The organism is Gemmiger qucibialis, assembly GCF_027689445.1.
GTDB lineage: Bacteria > Bacillota > Clostridia > Oscillospirales > Ruminococcaceae > Gemmiger > Gemmiger qucibialis.
Genome location: NZ_JAQFEN010000009.1, coordinates 28,423 through 45,108, shown reverse-complemented (window position 1 = coordinate 45,108; position 16,686 = coordinate 28,423). Strand labels below are relative to the sequence as shown.

Annotated in this window: 14 protein-coding genes and 1 pseudogene; 7 read left to right on the top strand and 8 right to left on the bottom strand. The window is 53.0% G+C overall.

The genetic code is table 11. The annotated features are described in order from the left end of the window. Positions 1 to 7: 7 nt before the first annotated feature. The 4 genes from PG062_RS12125 to PG062_RS12110 form a co-directional block, all read right to left on the bottom strand. Positions 8 to 2,422 (bottom strand): glycoside hydrolase family 3 C-terminal domain-containing protein, encoded by a 2,415-nt coding sequence (locus PG062_RS12125; protein ID WP_270752482.1) that lies wholly within the window; start codon positions 2,420 to 2,422, stop codon positions 8 to 10. A 104-nt stretch (positions 2,423 to 2,526) separates the two neighbouring features. Next, entirely contained in the window at positions 2,527 to 5,427 is a 2,901-nt protein-coding gene (locus tag PG062_RS12120) for a glycoside hydrolase family 3 C-terminal domain-containing protein (RefSeq protein WP_270752481.1), read from the bottom strand. Between the two features lie 262 nt (positions 5,428 to 5,689). Continuing rightward, positions 5,690 to 6,970 (bottom strand): ATP-binding protein, encoded by a 1,281-nt coding sequence (locus tag PG062_RS12115; protein ID WP_270752480.1) that lies wholly within the window; start codon positions 6,968 to 6,970, stop codon positions 5,690 to 5,692. Further along, a complete protein-coding gene (locus PG062_RS12110; protein WP_270752479.1) occupies positions 6,967 to 7,677 on the bottom strand; it encodes a LytR/AlgR family response regulator transcription factor in 711 nt (236 codons plus the stop codon). The genes PG062_RS12115 and PG062_RS12110 overlap by 4 nt, the downstream gene beginning before the upstream one ends. 89 nt (positions 7,678 to 7,766) lie before the next feature. Between PG062_RS12110 and PG062_RS12105 the strand changes: the two genes are divergently transcribed. Then, positions 7,767 to 8,018: a hypothetical protein gene (locus PG062_RS12105; RefSeq protein WP_270752478.1), complete on the top strand. Its 252-nt coding sequence runs from the start codon at positions 7,767 to 7,769 to the stop codon at positions 8,016 to 8,018. A 992-nt stretch (positions 8,019 to 9,010) separates the two neighbouring features. On the opposite strand, the gene PG062_RS12100 is transcribed toward PG062_RS12105, so the two are convergent. Next, positions 9,011 to 9,139 carry a hypothetical protein gene (locus tag PG062_RS12100; RefSeq protein WP_270752477.1) on the bottom strand — a complete coding sequence of 43 codons (129 nt, stop codon included), beginning with the start codon at positions 9,137 to 9,139 and terminating at the stop codon, positions 9,011 to 9,013. A 17-nt stretch (positions 9,140 to 9,156) separates the two neighbouring features. On the opposite strand from PG062_RS12100, the gene PG062_RS12095 reads away from it, so the two are divergent. Next, positions 9,157 to 9,393 carry a hypothetical protein gene (locus tag PG062_RS12095; RefSeq protein ID WP_270752476.1) on the top strand — a complete coding sequence of 79 codons (237 nt, stop codon included), beginning with the start codon at positions 9,157 to 9,159 and terminating at the stop codon, positions 9,391 to 9,393. Between the two features lie 92 nt (positions 9,394 to 9,485). On the opposite strand, the gene PG062_RS12090 is transcribed toward PG062_RS12095, so the two are convergent. Continuing rightward, on the bottom strand, positions 9,486 to 10,016 hold the full coding sequence (locus tag PG062_RS12090; RefSeq protein ID WP_270752475.1) for a hypothetical protein: 531 nt from the start codon (positions 10,014 to 10,016) through the stop codon (positions 9,486 to 9,488). Positions 10,017 to 10,052: 36 nt separating this feature from the next. Next, the gene (gene dinB / locus PG062_RS12085; protein WP_270752474.1) at positions 10,053 to 11,291 is read right to left on the bottom strand and encodes a DNA polymerase IV; all 1,239 of its coding nucleotides are present in this window, start codon (positions 11,289 to 11,291) and stop codon (positions 10,053 to 10,055) included. Positions 11,292 to 11,474: 183 nt separating this feature from the next. On the opposite strand from dinB, the gene relB reads away from it, so the two are divergent. The 5 genes and pseudogenes from relB (at position 11,475) to PG062_RS12060 (ending at position 13,485) form a co-directional block, all read left to right on the top strand. Continuing rightward, on the top strand, positions 11,475 to 11,891 hold the full coding sequence (gene relB / locus PG062_RS12080; RefSeq protein ID WP_270752473.1) for a type II toxin-antitoxin system RelB family anti-toxin: 417 nt from the start codon (positions 11,475 to 11,477) through the stop codon (positions 11,889 to 11,891). Positions 11,892 to 11,993: 102 nt separating this feature from the next. After that, positions 11,994 to 12,515, top strand: a complete 522-nt coding sequence (locus PG062_RS12075) for an ImmA/IrrE family metallo-endopeptidase (protein ID WP_270752472.1) — start codon at positions 11,994 to 11,996, stop codon at positions 12,513 to 12,515. Positions 12,516 to 12,535: 20 nt separating this feature from the next. Further along, complete coding sequence (locus PG062_RS12070) at positions 12,536 to 12,817, top strand: hypothetical protein (protein WP_270752471.1); 282 nt, start codon at positions 12,536 to 12,538, stop codon at positions 12,815 to 12,817. 74 nt (positions 12,818 to 12,891) lie between these two features. Continuing rightward, a pseudogene (locus PG062_RS12065) lies at positions 12,892 to 13,032 on the top strand (helix-turn-helix domain-containing protein); the annotation flags it as partial. Then, entirely contained in the window at positions 13,021 to 13,485 is a 465-nt protein-coding gene (locus PG062_RS12060; RefSeq protein ID WP_270752518.1) for a S24 family peptidase, read from the top strand. The pseudogene PG062_RS12065 and the gene PG062_RS12060, both read left to right, overlap by 12 nt. A 116-nt stretch (positions 13,486 to 13,601) precedes the next feature. On the opposite strand, the gene PG062_RS12055 is transcribed toward PG062_RS12060, so the two are convergent. Beyond that, positions 13,602 to 14,318, bottom strand: coding sequence for a SpaA isopeptide-forming pilin-related protein (locus PG062_RS12055; protein ID WP_270752517.1), 717 nt, complete (start codon positions 14,316 to 14,318; stop codon positions 13,602 to 13,604). Positions 14,319 to 16,686 lie beyond the last annotated feature (2,368 nt).

The window sequence follows — 16,686 nt, the reverse complement described above, 5'->3', positions numbered from 1 at the left end:
TCTTTCCTCAGCTGTTGCGCAGGCGCTGTTCCAGCTGTGCGTTCAGTACCAGGTTTTTCACGGCTTCTATGATCACCCGCACAAGGCCGATGATCCAGAATCCCTGTAATTCCATCACAATGCCATCCACCATGCCCATGCTGATGGCACCGCTGGTCATTTTGGCCAGGGCACGTAGCGGCATGTTATACTGGAACAGCACATTCAGGTCCGGCTTGCCGCGCTTGTAGCTGGCGTTCAGCAGTGCGGTAAGCACCAGCCAGATCAGCCAGCCCAGCGGGCTGCGGCTGTGGTTCAGCTCGCCCAGGGTCATGTTGCGGTCAATTTTAACTTTTCCCTGCTGCACCGGGCGGCCCAGCAGGGTGGCCCATTCGTCATCCGGCACGCTCTGCACCTTGCCGCTGGTATAGTGCGGCAGATGCTTGCCCGCATAGGGGTTGGGTGCGCCGGTACCGGTCACTTCCACCACGGCGGTCAGGCGGATGTCCGTACTGGACGCGCCGACCCGCAGCTCATAGCTGCCGCCTTCCACTTCCCAGCTGTCGGTCTTGGTGTTCCAGTAGCGGAATGCCTTGTCGTCCAGCGGGATGGTCACGGTCTTGCTTTCGCCGGGCTGCAGCTGCACCTTGGCAAAGCCTTTCAGCTCCTGTGCGGGGCGGAACACTTCTGCCCCGGGTTTTGCCACATACAGCTGCACGATCTCTGCTCCGGCGCGCTTGCCGGTGTTGGTTACGGTCAGGGTCACGCCATTGGACGCAGCCTGCAAATTGCTGTAGGCAAAGCTGGTGTAGCTTAACCCATAGCCAAAGGGGAATGCCACCGGCACACCGGCGGTCTGGTAATAGCGGTAGCCGACATACAGCCCCTCGCGGTACTGCACCATGCGGCCCGGCCCGGCAAAGTTATCCTTGGCGGGGGTATCCGCATAGGCGTTGACCCAGGTTTCGGCCAGCTTGCCGCTGGGGTTCACTTTGCCGGTCAGCACATCCAGCATGGCGCCCGCCCCCGCCTGGCCGCCCAGCGCACCATACACCAGGGTACGGCAGTGTTTGAGCCACGGGGTTTCCAGCGAAGCCCCTGCGCTGAGCACCACAACGGTGTTGGGGTTGGCCTGCTGCACAGCCTTTAACAGTTCGATCTGGTTGTCCGCAAGGTTCATATCGCCGCGGTCCAGACCCTCACTTTCCTTGATTTCATCCAGCCCCAGGCAGAGCAGCACCACTTCGGCCTTTTGGGCCAGAGCTACAGCCTCGGCCTGTTTGGCGGCATCCAGTTTGCCCTGGCGGTCAAAGCCGAGAGCAAAGCCCACGCTGGCCAGGCCGCTCTCTTTCAGGCAGTCCAAAAAGGTATCCACCTTGATGGAGTTGACCGCGCTGGAGCCAGCGCCCTGGTACCGCGGTGTCTGGGCAAAGTCGCCGATCACGGCAACTTTTGCGCCCTCGGCCAGCGGCAGCAGGTCGTTCTCATTTTTCAGCAGCACAATGCTTTCGGCTGCGGCGCGGCGGGCCAGGGCATGGTGAGCGTCCGCATCAAAGGTGCGGCTGTGGGACTGCACGGCGGCATGGGTATCAAACACCAGCGTCAGCAGCTCGTCCAGCCGGGCGTCCACATCCGCTTCGGTAATTTTGCCGCTCTGCACAGCCTGCATCAGCTCGCGCACCGCGTCCCCGCCGGGGGCGGGCATTTCCAGCGTGGAGCCGTTCTGCACGCCCAGGGCATGGTCATTGCTGCCGCCCCAGTCCGTTACCACAGCGCCGTCAAAGCCCCACTCCCCGCGCAGGATGTCCATTAACAGGTGGCGGTTCTCGTTGGCGTAAGTTCCGTTGATGAGGTTATAGCTGCTCATGATGGTCTTGGGCTTTGCTTCCTTGACCACGATCTCGAATCCGGTCAGGTACAGCTCCCGCAGCGTGCGTTCATCCACCACAGAATCCGACGCCATGCGGCGCAGTTCCTGGCTGTTGACGGCAAAGTGCTTGGGGCAGGCCGAAATACCGTTGGACTGGATGCCCCGTACATAGCTCGCGGCCATTTTGCCGGAAAGATACGGATCCTCGGAGAAATACTCAAAATTGCGGCCGCAGAGGGGGCTGCGCTTGGTGTTCAGGCCCGGCCCCAGCAACACGGCAACTTCCTGCGCGGCGGCTTCTTCGCCCATGGCCTGGCCGATCTGCTCGCCCAGGGCGGGGTCCCAGCTGCACGCCACAGTGGCTGCCGTGGGGAAGCAGGTGGCCGGAACACTGGGGTTCAGCCCCAGATGATCCGCCGCGCCCGCCTGCTTGCGCACACCGTTCGGGCCATCGGATAGGGTGATGGACGGGATATTATTTTTCGGCAGTGCACGGGTCCCAAAGGTAGTAGCGCCCGAAAGCAGCGCACATTTTTGTTCAAGCGTCAAAGCTTGCAGTTGTTTCTTTTGCATAAGGTGGTTCCTTTTCTTAAAAACAGCCTTGCGGCCCACCGCACAACCGCGCAAAGTCGGCGGCGATGGACCGCAGGGCAGCCGCACAGCTTACAAATTACACTTTACTGTGCCTTTTTCTTCTTGTAGCTTTTGAAGGTGAGAACTTCCAGCACGACCAGTAGTACAGCCAGCAGCACGTTGACCACGATCATAGCGGTACGCCAGATGGGGGTGGAAACAGTGTTGGCGGGGTCGTAAACGCGGGAGTTGACCACGGTGTACATGATGTTCTTGCAAGCCTGACGCATAGCCTTAACACTGGTAGCACTGGTGGTATCGGTCAGGTGGTTGGTGGCAACGTCGTAGTTCTTCAGCATCAGGTCGCAGCCGTTGCGGATGGCAATATCTGAATCCATGTAGTCAGTGAAGTGGAAGCCGTCGGTGATGACCATACCGCGGAAGCCCCACTCGCCGCGCAGCACGCCGTTCAGCAGTGCATTGCAGGCACCGGCCCACTGGTTGCCAATATAGTTCCAGCTGGACATGACGGCCTTGCAGCCGCCCACCTTGGCGCTGATCTCGAAGGGACGCAGGTAGATCTCGCGGATAGCCTGCTCGTCAGCCCAGGTGCAGAGCAGCTTGCTCTGGTTGATCTGCTGGTCGTTCAGGGCAAAGTGCTTCATGTAAGCGTAGACGCCGTAGCTCTGGGCACCGGCAATGGAGCTGGCACCGATGTAACCGGCGAGGACGCTGTCCTCAGAGTAATATTCGAAGTTACGGCCGTCAAAGGCGGAACGGTGGCCGTTCATGGCGGGGGCGTACCAGCCGGTGACGTTCATCTCGCTGGCCATGCGGCCGATGCTCTCGCCGTAGCGGCGGGCCAGGTCGGTGTTGAAGGTGGAAGCGATGATGATCTCGGACGGGAAGCCAATGGAAGAAACGCCGGTAAAGTTGTTGTTGATGGCAGCGGGGCCGTCGCAGTCGATGGTCGCGTACTTGTCAACGCTGGCCTCGGCCTTGGTCTGGTAGCCGCCCAGTGCGATCAGGTCGTCCATCTCGGTGACGGTCATCTGGTCGAGCAGGGTATCCCAACGCTCGTCGTCGTAGTCAGCACCGCGCAGGTCAGCCAGCTTCAGGCCGTTGTTGGCACCGGTAACGGGCATCTCATCGTTGGGGTCGTTGAAGTCCTCAGGGTTCCAGTTGTGGTCGGTGTACATGGTGTTCATGCTCTCCTCAGACATGGTGAAGTCGGAGGGAACGGCGACAGCCTCGGCATAGTTGGCAAAATGGCCTGCACGGGACAGGGTGACGAGCTTATCGTCAGCGAAGTCGAACTTGGTGGTTGCAGCCTCGGCATCGGTGCTGCGGGGGTTGGACTCGTCATAGACGATGGTGGAAGCGACATTGTAGGTCTTGGAATCCAGCACCGTGTGGGAATCCTCGTTGATGCTGATGATATAGTCGCCCTCTTCCAGCACGTAGCAGCCCTTGTCCTTGCTGTCAAAGCTGGCCATGTCCTCGGTGTTGAAGGTCAGGGTCAAGGTCTGGGAAGCGCCCGGCTCAATGGAGTCGGTCTTGCCGAAGGTGACGAGGTTGGCAGAAGCCTTCTCAATGCCGCCATCGGTGTACGGCGGGTTGAAGTAGACCTGCACGGCGTCCTTACCGGCCACACTGCCGGTGTTGGTGACGGTGACATCCAGGGTGATGGTGCCGTCAGCCTCGGTCATGGAGTCGATTTTCTGGGTAAAGGTGGTGTAGGACAGGCCGTGGCCGAAGGGATACTGAACGGTCTTGTCATAGTCGATCAGGCCCTCGGCAGCGGCAGTCTCGTAGAACTTGTAGCCGACGTAGATGCCCTCAACATAGTTGACGAAGTGCGGGGTAACCTGCTCTGGATCACGGCCAAACAAGCCGGCAGCGGTGTAACCAACGGAATCCGCATTGGTGTAAGTAAAGTCGCCGATGTTGTTGAAGTAAGGAGCTGCGGTCAGGTCATAGACGAAAGTGTCGGCAGAGTGGCCGGAGGGGTTGACCTCACCGGCAACAATCTCGCCCAGGGCGTTGAAGCCGGTCTGGCCGGTGCCGGGGCACCAGATAACGCTCTTGATCTGGGGGTGCTCATCGACGAAGCCCAGCTCGAGGGTGTTGGCAGCGTTGTAAACCAGCACAACGTTGTCGAAGTTGGAACAGACGAGGTCGACCATGTCGCGCTCAGTCTTGCTCAGGGAGAGGTAATGCTGGCCGTCCTCGAAGTCCTTGTACTCGGTGGAGTTGTCGGTGTAGTTGACGGTGCTCATATCGGTGGGCAGGTCAGAACCCTCGCCGCCAACACGGCTGATGACGACCATTGCAGTGTCAGAGAAAGACTTGGCGTTGTCGATCAGCTCCTGGGTGTAGCTGGCGGCGGTGGGCTCGGGCAGGGTCCAGTTAGGGTTGATGTAACCCAGCGCCGGGCGCTCGGCGCAGTAAGCGGTGTAGAAATCGCTCAGCTCGGTGTTGGTGTTGATGCCGGCGTTGTGCAGGCCATCCAGCAGGCTGACGGTGGGACGATCGGCAGAGATCGCGCCGGCGCCGGAGCCGCCGTAGACAGGGCCGACAGAAGCCCAGCCAAAGACGTTCAGGTTGCTGCCGGACGCGAGGGGCAGTTCGTTGTCATCGTTCTGCAGCAGGACGATGCCTTCCTCGGCAATCTCGGTGCACAGGGCGTTGGCCTCTGCACCAGATTCTTCGGTGATAGTGCCGTTGCCGGTGACCAGGTCGAGCATGGTGCTCATAGGGCCAAAGGCAACCAGGTTGAGCATGATGCCGAAAGCCACCAGCACGGCCAGGCCAGACTGGGCGCGCACCATGAATTTGGTGGGCTTGGCCAGTTTCTTGTTGACCGCCATAGCGATCAGTACGATAATGGCGGCGGCAACCACAACGCCAAAGAAGATGAGCTGCGGGATGCAGTTATTGACCACATCGGCAACGTCGTCCAGGTTGACGCCCATGTTTGCCAGGGTAAGAAGCAGGGTGTTCATTGTTTTCCTCCTTTTATTGTGCCGCCCTCCGGATGGCGGCTGACGGGATTTCCGCTTTTATTGATGATATTGTACCAAAACAATTTTCTTTCGGCTCATTTTTTGCACAAACTGTTGTTTCCGTTGCATGTTCTGCAAAAGTTTCAAAAACATTTCATTTTTTGTTGTGCACCTCTCACAAAGCATCTCGACCCTGTTTTGTGCACCCCGCCCAAACACCAAAAATGGCCGGGTGCCTTATCCTAGACCCCCAGCCATCCATTCAGCTTTTCTGCGGCAGCAGCACCCGCAGCGTAAACCACTCATTCTCCCAGTGCAGCGTCATAGTTCCGCCGCGCTTTTCGGCGGCGGCGCGCACACCGCGCAGGTCGCTGCCGCCATGGGTGTTGCGGCGCGGCAAGCCGTCCGCGCCCAGCTCCACTTCCTGCGCGCAGTAGTTTTCAAACCGCAGCATCACAAAGCCGTTCTGGGCGTACACCGCCACACGGATCAGCCGCTTTTCGTGGTCGGGCTCGGTCTCTACGCTCTCGGTCGCATTGTCCAGCGCCGTACCCACAATCGTGCAGATCTCCCCTGTCTCCAAAAAATCCAGCAAATGCCCGTCCGCCACGCAGGTCATCGTGATGTGGTACTGCTGACAGTACATGCTTTTGGCCGTCAGCAGGGTGTCCAGCACCGGGTTGCCGGTCTTGTTCTCCGCCTCGCACTGGCGGATGACGCTTTCCATGGCCGCCAGCGCCACATCCTGCTTGGCGTGGTCCCGCTCCGCCCGGATGGCCGCAATCTGCATTTTCAGCTCGTGGTAGCGCCGGTTGATCAGGCGGATGTTCTCCTTGCTCTGCTTGTACTGCTCGTACTGGCGGTGCAAAACGCCGTCCAGCTCCGCCAGCTCGCTGTGCAGGGCGGCTTCGCGCAGCTGCTCGTGCTGCACCGTCAAAATCAGTACCCCTGCCAGGTCCACCAGCGTGCGGATGTAAAACATGTTCATGTTGGCTTCGCTGCCGTTGGCAAAGCTCAAATTGCTCACGGCAAATGCGGTCAGCGCCATGACCACCGCCACAAAAGTTCCTGCGGGCGTTATTTTCATCTTTCCGGCCGGGCCGGGGCGGCGTTTTTCCACAAAAAGCATCGCGGCAAAAATGCCGCCGTACACCGCCGCCAACAGCAGCAGCGAAAGCGGCTCCGCCCCGCCGCGCTGCGGCCACAGCACGCAGTGCAGCTGCCATTCCACGCTGGCCGCCAGCTCCGCCAAAATAAAGGCCCGCGCGCACACATAGCCCGCTTCCAGCAGCGTAATGCTGCGTGTGACCCACAAAAACAGCAGCATGGAAAGAATCGCCATTGCCATGCAGGGGATCCACCACGCCAGCGGAACTTTCCCCGTGGCCTGCAAAAACGCCCCCAGCAGCACCGCCCAACCGGCTTCTACGCCCCAGATCACGCGCTGGTCCATCCGCGGCGGCAGCCTGTGCGCATACAGCAGCGCCGCCAGCACTTCCGCCAAAGCGGTGTACAGGCGGGGAATATCCGGCAATGTCGTCACTGTCCCGCACCCCCAATATAATCCGCCAGCTCCGCCATAAAGGCCTTGCGCCGCGGGCGGCTGATCTGCAGCGTATACGGACCAACCTGCACCATATCCTGCTGCACGCCGGAAACCTGCGCCAGATTGACCAGATACCCGCTGTTGCACCGTGCAAACGCCCGGCCCACCAGCTTTTCCTCATAGTTTTTCAGGGTGCCCGGCACCACAAAATCTTCTTTTTCGGTGTAAAAATGTACCTTGTGGCCTTCGCTTTCCAGGTAATAAATTTCCGCCGCGTCCAGCCGCCGCATGCCGCCGTCCACCGCCACGGCCAGGTAATGCCGCTCCCGCTTTTTCAGCTGCCCCAGCGCCTTTTGCAGCTGCTGCGAAAACGCAAAGTAGGGCACCGGTTTCAGCACATAATCCAGCGCCCCAACGGCATATCCGCGGATGGCATACTGCGCCATGTTGGTAATGAACACGATCAGCACCCCGCCGTCCCGCTCCCGAATGCGGCGGGCGGTCTCCATGCCGTCCAGGTGCTTCATCTCTACATCCAGAAAGATGATGTCGAACTGCGGGCGGTAATCTTCCAGAATCTCCATCCCATCCGCAAACTCCGTTACCTCAAACGGCGTGCCGTACTGCCGGGTGTACCGCTGCACATACCCCGCCAGCTGTTCCCGCACCGCCGCCTCGTCCTCCACAATCGCAATCCGGGTCATCTGCTGTTCCCCTTTCTCAACATCACACTGCGGCCCCGCACAGTCCACATCTGGTGCAGCTTCTTAAGGTGTATCTGAAAACAAAGAAAATGACGGATATTTCGCAAACACAAGCAGAATTTAAGGCAAAGAGCCGCAGGAATCCTTTGTGGATTCCAAGGCTTTTAACGCAAAATCCCGCTGCGTTTGTAGAAACAGACGATATTTTCGACTTTTCAGCTGCACCATCGATTGTTTTTAGTATAGCACATACAACCATACACAGCAAATGCGGGGTGGAGCAGTTTGTTTGCCCTCAAAGCGTTTTGTCGGTCGGGACTGCCAGACCAAGCCAGCCCTGACATGCCACAAATATACAGGTTCATTGCGAATGCAGATGTGGCGTTAAACGGAACAAAGCACACCCTCCGTGATTACAGTCCCGAGATAAACAAAAATCTTATCATCCATTGCTATCAGCCCGAACCCGGCTATTGTGCCTGTGTGCTGCAAGTGACGGAGCAATAAATCAGCGGGAAAAGCATCACGGAAATCGATGCGCATCTTGAAACCACTGCTCTGCCGGAAAAGCTTCCTGCACCTTGCTGTTTGTGCGCTCCGCCCCCTTTCTGCCGTCGTTGACTATTTCTGCCTTTAGTATATAGATCAACAAAAAAACGCCTCACACTTTCGTGTAAGGCATTCTTTGGTGCACCATCAGTGGGCGCGTTAAGAATTCAGTCCGGTCCGCTTGTCGGCCTGTAAGGCCTCCATTTTGCTTCGCAAAACCGCTCGTGCGGTTGTACGCCGCGCGCGGCGTACATTGTTCGCTCCCCGCTTTCGCTCACGCTCAATCGTGGCCCCTGCTCACAAACCCGCAACCATTTTTAGCGACCAGTCCCCGCGAGACGAACACGAGTGCTTGCGCGAAGTGCGAGTCCGTCCCGAAGGAAATGGTGCAACAAAAAAGCCGCAACATTCGTTGCGGCTTTTCTTGGTGCACCATCGGGGACTCTCCCGCGGGCTAAGGAACGCCGCACTGTGGCGTTCCTTACGGCACCTGCGTGCCGCCGCCCTGTTCGAGTATCTCCGACGCTGCACCAGATCGTGCCTTCTTAAAATAGAGCAACAAAAAAACGCCCTACACTTTCGTGTAAGGCATTCTTTGGTGCACCATCGGGGACTCGAACCCAGGACCCACTGATTAAGAGTCAGTTGCTCTCCTTAGTTGCTCACACTCATGGTGTATGCTGTTGTAATAAAAAGCACTCTTCTAACGATCAAAATCACTAAATATGTCCTATGCAAAGTCATTAACCAGCACCGTTTTTGTATGGCGCTGGTCAATTTTCTTTTACGCACTAATCAGCGGTATAAGTTTCTGTTCTTCTGTGATTTCCAAGAATTGCTGATATTCCATATTCTCTTCCTTATTTTTCCATTTGAGCCATTCCATTTCGGCCCTTGCCTTGTTATAAGCCATTTTGTACCTCCGTCAGATTGAAAAAGTTTCAAACCGATGGAGGTCTGGAGGCGAACGGCATCTCGACAGGTCAAAATGCAGATTCTCCATTGCCAGTCCTTCCCAAAAGAGGTCAGCAAAAAGGCCGGGACGATTTAAATCGTCCCGGCCTTGCTACCGTATTGGCTGGCAACAAAAAAAGAGCCCCATCGCTTATGCGATGGGGTGCTTATAAAGGTATGCTCTCTGCCAGCATACCCATTCTACATTTTTAATGTCGACTGTTCATTAGGCGTTATATAGTTATTTTCTTGTCTTTTTGATGACATTTCATTGTCACTGTGTAGTATTTATGTCGTAGTTTTGTTTATCCACCACTTTCTGTTCTTGCATTTACCTTTTCTCTTGGAATCACGATGGCCCACAATGCGTATCCAAACAAAAGCACCGCTTCTTGACGTCGATTATAGTACACGCTTCGCTCCAAGCCCAGACTCTCAATGATTTCATCTACTCTGTACACCACTCCCGTCAGATAATTTTTTGAAAGAAGTTCCGCATACAGGTCTCCCCGCTTGTAAAAAGTACGCACTCGTTCAATCGCAAGATCGATGAGTTGAATCCAATGTTCAGATTCCATAAGGTTCTGAATTCTGTATTCAAATTTTTCTCGTTGGACATCTGGAGCAAATTCCATAAGGTACGCCAACGCAGCAGTATAATCCTCACCATAGTGGCAGGATTCATCCATAAGATAGTACGCATCATTTTGAACACTCCAACAGATTCTGCGATAGCTGCACAACAGCAACTGGCTTTTGGCGTAGATTGTATTCACATCAAGCCCTGCATTTTCGTACATTTTTATCACTTCTCCAGTGATTCCTGTTTTTCTCATGATACTGTGGTTCCTCCTTTTCTGAACAAATGCGCTTTAATGGTACATTGGCGCAGGCATCTTGGGGAAATCAGTGCTGAGTGTTGGTCTGCACGATTTTCCCATTAGTGATGCTGGCACGACTATCTTATTGCCAAATCGCTCCCTCAAGCGATCCACTGCTGATTCCAATCGAACAATGTCATCTTGTTTATCATAACCTGCAAACAAATTAAGTTGCTGTGGTGTGTCCTCTGGGACTAAATCAATTGCTCGTACCGTAATCGATCGTAAAGGCGTAGTAAACCGATGTTTTTTGAAGAAGAGCAATTTGGCCGCCTGTGCCAAAAACAGCGTACTCTGCGTTATATACTCCAACTTCATCTGATACTGGCAGCTAAAAAAATTTTTATCTCTGACATTTATCTGAATTCCTCTTGCAGCCAAATGATTTTTCTTCAGTTTATAGCCAATTTCCTGCGTGAGATCTAAAATTGTACGCCACACTTCCTCATCCGATTCCATATCCTTTGCCGTAGTTGCTCCATGACCGATACTCTTTATTGGTGCAATGTACCCATATCTGGCGACTCTTGATGTGTCGCGGCCATTTGCGTACAGCCATAGTTGAGTTCCCGCAACGCCAAATCGTTCCTGTAAAAATTGGAGATTGGTTTTGGCCAAAGCACCTATCGTATTGATACAATAAGAATCCAACTTCTTTGTTGTTTGTCTACCCACACCCCACAAGTCCGATACCGGCAGTGGCCAGACGAGTTCTTGAAATCCTTCTTCCGGAATTACCGTTGTTGCATCTGGTTTTTTCATATCCGATCCAAGTTTCGCAAATATCTTGTTTGACGCCACACCGCAAGAAACGGTCAATCCAAGTTCTTCTTTAAACCTCCTGTGGATTTCTGCTGCAATTTCTTCACCTGACCCAAACAGTTCCACACTGCCTGAAACATCAAGCCAGCACTCATCCAGTCCATACGGCTCAATCAGAGGCGTATATTTCTTATAAATTTCATGTGCAAGTCTCGAATACTGAACATACTTGTCATAGTGTGGCGACACAATAATCAAATTGTGGCATTTGTTCTTTGCCTGCCAAATGGCCTCTCCTGTTTGAACTCCAAACGCCTTTGCTTCATAACTTTTTGCAAGAACTATTCCGTGCCGTTCTTCTGCAGCACCACAAACCGCAATTGGCTTACCTACAAGTGAGGGATTTAGTTGCCGTTCGATTGATGCATAGCAATTGTTTATATCGCTATGAATAATAACCCGCTTCACTTTTTTTCATCCTTTCCGAAAAAGGGTATTGCATTTTCTATGCCGCCGTGTTATAGTTAGCTTGTAAGTTATCATTTCTATTTATAAGTTATCTTTTCTTGTACTTATGATAACAGCGAGCAATCTTAAAGTCAACAAGTTTTCATAAAATGCTAACTTTAATTTCGGAAAGGTGGTTTTACGATGACCAACACATTGGGAACCAATATTGCAAAACTTAGGGAAAGCCAAAAACTCACACAAGAAGAACTCGGAAAGCTATCCGGTGTTTCTCGTGTGAGCATCTATAAAATTGAGACCGGACAAAGCACTCCAAGGGATACTACCTTACAGCATATTGCTGAGGCACTGCATACGACTCCTTCCGCTTTGAGAAGCAATCAAAACGAGGCCCCCATTTCTCAGCTCGACCAAGTCAAAGAACTCTATGGCGATCAGGGTGCAGAAGAAGTAAATGAGTTATTCGCCAAAAATGTCGGTCTCTTTGCTGGTGGCAAACTTTCACAGGCCGCCAAAGATGCCTACTACCGTGCGCTCACACAGGCATATCTCGATTGTCGTGGCGCAGCCGAGTCCGAAAAGAAGGACTCCGAGAATTGAAGTACAGACTATTGGACTCTCCATCTGGTAAAATAGAGATAGGCTCTCCAATTATACCTTTTTGCCGTATCCAAATAGTAACCCGAAGGGAGGGTGTGACTTATGGCAATTGAGTATATTATTGATGCCGTTGCTTTTCTCAAGCAAGAATATGGCGATATTTCTCCCATGGCCCTCGCCCACTCAAAGGGTATCCTTGTTGATGCACAGCATTATGGTAATATACAAGAATCCTTTCGGGGATTTGCCATCCAACTTCACGGAAAACTTCATGTAACCCTGAATCTCGACCAAGATGAAGTAATGCAGCAGGTGTGTCTTGCACATGAATTAGGGCATTGTATTCTCCACCCCTATTCTGCAGATGCGAGATCTTTCACAAGTCTTTCGTTGGACAACACCTCCACCACTGAATATGAGGCCAGCCTTTTTGCTGCTGAATACTTAATAAATGATAATGATATCCTCACGCTTTGCCACGATGGATACAGCGTCCAGCAAATAGCTTGCTCACTTGGATATCCTGTAGAGTTGATTGTGCTTAAGGTCAAATTACTCTTATACAAGGGATACTCCGAGCTACGACTTCCGTTTGAGGCACATGGAGATTTTCTAGGAGATTGACTTTTAAAGAGGTACCCACCATGACACAATGGCAGCGCGTTTATATAGATGTGGATTGCATTATTCAATCGGATGGCGTAATGCGTCCGCGGATCATTAAATGGCCGGATGGTCGACACTTTATAATCGACAAAGTTATCTGCCGCCGTCAGGCCGCCGCTGCCAAAGCTGGCGGTCAGGGTGACCGCTATACCATCGCCGTCTGCGGCCAGGAACGTTACCTGTTTTTTGAGCGTTCTTCCAATATTTCTGGTAATACAATTGGGAAATGGTATGTTGAGGTCGAGGTGCCTGTTCAATAATTCTTTTTGATCCGCCGGGGGAATCCGACTACACAAAAGGAGTACAAATGTTTGCAGAATAGCTAAAACGCGCCCGGCAATCCATGCACTATAGTCAGGCGGAAATTGCTTCAAAGCTGGGTGTCACACAGCAAGCCATTGCCAAATGGGAAACGGGAGTATCCACTCCTTCCCCTACCTCAATTTCTAAACTCTCGGACATCTTGGGTATATCTACTGATGTACTCCTCAAAGGTGCCAAGGACATCTCCCCCGTTGGTCACGATTTCCTTGATGCTCCCGCCGAGTATTCCATCCCTGCTGTTGGGAAAATCAGACCATACGGAAAGTCGTATATTTTCGACGAACAATATGGTTCCGCATGGGCATACGTACCAAACCCGAATGACCATATTTACTATGTCCTTGACGATGATGCAATGGCACCTCGTATACTGGCTGGTGATACCGCGTTGATTCATTATCAGCAGCGTCTTTGCGATGGAGATATCGGCCTTTTTATCTATAATCCTTATCCAGTCGGCTTCATTGCGCAGTATAAGCAAGTAGGGTCATCAATAGTTTTGCACTTTTTTAATTCTACGCGAGAAGATTTCGTAGCCAAAAGTAATTTGCTTGACTATCTATTTATAATTGGCAAGGTTGTTGAGACAAGGGTCAAGTGGTAATTTCCACTGGACGTCAATTATTAGACGGTTACCTTCATACCTTTGGACTCAAAGTGTATTTAGCCAAAAATCCCCCGCAGAGGACCTTACGATGGGTCGCTCTGCGGGGGATGATTTTAGTTGTTGGTCTTGCGCTTTTTCAGCAGCAGGGCCAGGGCGGTGCCGGCCAGCAGCAGACCAGCCGTCATAAACGGCCAAGTGCCGATGCCGCCGGTTTCCGGCAGGTTGTAGCCGGGTCGGTTAGTCACAGAAACAGATGCTGTTCCACCGCCTGTGGGGCGGGTCACCTTGCGCACTGTGCTGTCAAGGTTATAGCCGTTGGGGGCCTGCACCTCGACATACCGGTACTCGCTTTCGGAAAGCCCTGCCCAAGTCAGGGTGCCATTAGCATCGGTCTTGACCACAGACTTCAGGTACCATTTTGTGCCATTTTCGTCCTCGTACGTCAGGTCTGGCTTCTTGGTAACGAGCAATGCACTGCAGGCATCTTTCGTCATCTGGTCCGCTTCAACCGGGCTGTACAGGGCAAAGTAAGCATCCTGCAGCTTGATCTCAGGCTTGTTTTCCTCGATCTTGGTCAGCTTCGCTGCCCAACTGGTGCCAATGTTTACACATTGCAGCGTGTTTTTATTGGCATAGTTGTAAGTAAAGCTATAGCTGCGTGCCGTGCTGCGGTTAATGGAACCATAGCGGTAGTCACCTGTAATCGGCAACTCGATCACATGATAGGTGCTCCCGTTCTTCCATGTCCAAGCCGTATCAGTTGCGGTCCAGGTGCCGTTTGCATAGCTGTACTGCTTCAGGTCTTTCAGCCATGGGGCATCGGATTCCATCTGGCCGGGGTCAACCTTCTTTGCCACATACGTGTAGGTACGCCCTTGCAAGGCTTTGGCCAGGTCGGCTTCGGTAAAGTCATCCTTCAAGGTCACTGCGGCACCGTCATAGATGACAAAATTGAATTTTGCATCTGCACCGGCAGCCATAGCCTCACCATCCGGGGTCTCCAGGCGCTTTTGCAGGGTGGGCACATACGGGGTACGCAGGCCAACGCCCGAGGGGGCAGCTTCCAGTGCAGTTCCGCCATTCACCTCATAGTGGTAACCAAAACTGTTGTAAGCGGTCTGGCCGGGTTCGATGCTGTCCGGGGTATCTGCTTTGGCGTCGTACTCCACGGTAACTTTGCTGTGTGCAGGCATGGCTGCACCAGACGGGTCATCGATAATAATGCGGAAAGATCGTGCCCCCTCCGGGTTCGTCGTCCATTTAACGGATTCCTTACCGTTCCAGTCATCCCCATCAAAGCTAACGTCCTTGCTGTACTGTATTTTAATGTACTTAGGGTCGATTACCTTTGTCTCAAATGTACCATCATTTTGACGGATGCTGGCCTTTACGGTGAATGTATTGCCCTCTGTCAGGCTCATCTGGTATTCACTGCCGCGCATATCGTCGTCCTGGAAGGGGTTATGATCTCCCTCTTGCGGCAGGTTATTGATAAGCACCAGTTTGGTCAGGGCCTGCGGGGTGGCATAGACCGTATTGTCCACTGTCAGGGTATAATGGACGCTGGCATTCTTATCCGGCAGGACGGTCGTGGTATCTGCCTCGTCGGAGCTGGTCGAGTAAACTGTATGATCTGCCGGGTCCTTTTGGGAGACGGCAATCGACGAGCTGGTAGAGTAACCGTAGGACACCATTACATTCGCACTGCTGCGGATGGATGTGCGGGTCTCGCCCTTGCCCCAATACGGGGTGGACAATTTTTCATCGATCACGCCCCTGGTAGCCGTACCATCCCAGCCCAGGTCGTCCCGCAGCGGGGTCAGCCAGGCGGTGTTGGTGTAGGTCTTGTTGACCAGCCGAGAATCATCCGGCTTTTCGGTCCAAAACCGAAAATCTGTATAGGTTCCGCTCTGAACTGCCCATGTGGGACCAGCCAGCCGTACATTCACGCGGAGTTTTCCAGATACCGTATCCCGAACAATCGCAATGTAGAACGAAGGATCTTTTTCTACAACAGGGTGACTACGATAGGTTCCGCCATGTGTATCTGCCTGTATTTTTATTGGATCGCCATTTACTTTGAGCCGCTGGTTCGCCACCAGGAATGTGTCACTTGCTTTGTCATAATCCCTGATCGAGCACAAAAACGCATATGTATTACCACTTTTTAACTCAGCTTCTGTAGTACCAAAGTAGGCATAAACACTCGTTATTCTATATGGTTCCTGTATTTCATCACTGATAACATAATCTTCCAGTGCAGTCGTGCCTTTATTTTCAACCAGCACGCTCCAGCAAACCTCTTCCTCGTTGCCTACTGCATTGGGTTTTGTATTTGGTGATTTTGTGGAACCATACACTGTCTTGCTCAGTCCAATTTCCACCTTGCCTAAATGCTGTGTAACCGTGGATGTCAGCCATTTTGTTGTTTCGTCCGCCGAGTCCACCGCAAACCCACAGTCAGCTGCCCATGCATTTTCATTGATGGTCGGATTCGTATCATCGTTTGGCAGCACAGCTTCCATCTGAGAACTGTCCTTCACGGCAAAGCGGCTCGTTCCAACCTCTATCCCACCGCCATTATAATCGCAATAGGGCATTACGGCAGTATTAACGGCCATATCTTTTGACTGCGTCTTTGACCCAGAGTAGCAGAAATATCCGAACTGTATTGCCTGCCCAGATTCAAGATAGCACTTGCCTGATTCTGCATCATACTTTACAGTACCTGACCCGCCGGGGGTAAAGGTGAACGTCACTTTTTGCCGTCCATCCTGCAAGTCAGCTGTGCTGGCTGCAACCTGCACCCTTACCGCTGTAAAATTTTTGCCGCTTGTAGTACACTCTGCAAAAGGAAAGCTGTTGGCGGTTGTTATTGTCTGTACCGTTCTGCTAAAATCATAATAATATCTCGCAGGGTCACTCTGCAAATTTTTCAGGGTCATGCCGTCCGGCAGAATGTCCTGAACATCTTCCAGATACAACCGGCCTTTTCCCTCATTGGCGATAGTAATATAGTACTGCGTAGCGAACGGATGTGTTCCCGTAGTGCCGTAGATATTTCTGGAATTTGTCCCCTTGTTACTTATAAAGTAACCTGTTGTAACATCAAAGTTATTAGTCAATCTCACAACCGCCGTATTGTATACGCCCTTTTGCAGGACGCCTTTTCCCGTCATTTTCAGGTTGTGGCTGACA

Coding starts and splice junctions, on each gene's coding strand:
- PG062_RS12110 (WP_270752479.1), bottom strand. CDS start 7,677: ATGACCCGGATTGCGATTGTGGAGGACGAGGCGGCGGTGCGGGAACAG.
- PG062_RS12055 (WP_270752517.1), bottom strand. CDS start 14,318: ATGGAATCCGATGCCCCATGGCTGAAAGACCTGAAGCAGTACAGCTAT.
- PG062_RS12075 (WP_270752472.1), top strand. CDS start 11,994: ATGGCAATTGAGTATATTATTGATGCCGTTGCTTTTCTCAAGCAAGAA.
- PG062_RS12120 (WP_270752481.1), bottom strand. CDS start 5,427: ATGAACACCCTGCTTCTTACCCTGGCAAACATGGGCGTCAACCTGGAC.
- PG062_RS12125 (WP_270752482.1), bottom strand. CDS start 2,422: ATGCAAAAGAAACAACTGCAAGCTTTGACGCTTGAACAAAAATGTGCG.
- PG062_RS12070 (WP_270752471.1), top strand. CDS start 12,536: ATGACACAATGGCAGCGCGTTTATATAGATGTGGATTGCATTATTCAA.
- PG062_RS12105 (WP_270752478.1), top strand. CDS start 7,767: ATGACGGATATTTCGCAAACACAAGCAGAATTTAAGGCAAAGAGCCGC.
- PG062_RS12090 (WP_270752475.1), bottom strand. CDS start 10,016: ATGAGAAAAACAGGAATCACTGGAGAAGTGATAAAAATGTACGAAAAT.
- relB (WP_270752473.1), top strand. CDS start 11,475: ATGACCAACACATTGGGAACCAATATTGCAAAACTTAGGGAAAGCCAA.
- PG062_RS12100 (WP_270752477.1), bottom strand. CDS start 9,139: ATGGCTTATAACAAGGCAAGGGCCGAAATGGAATGGCTCAAATGGAAA.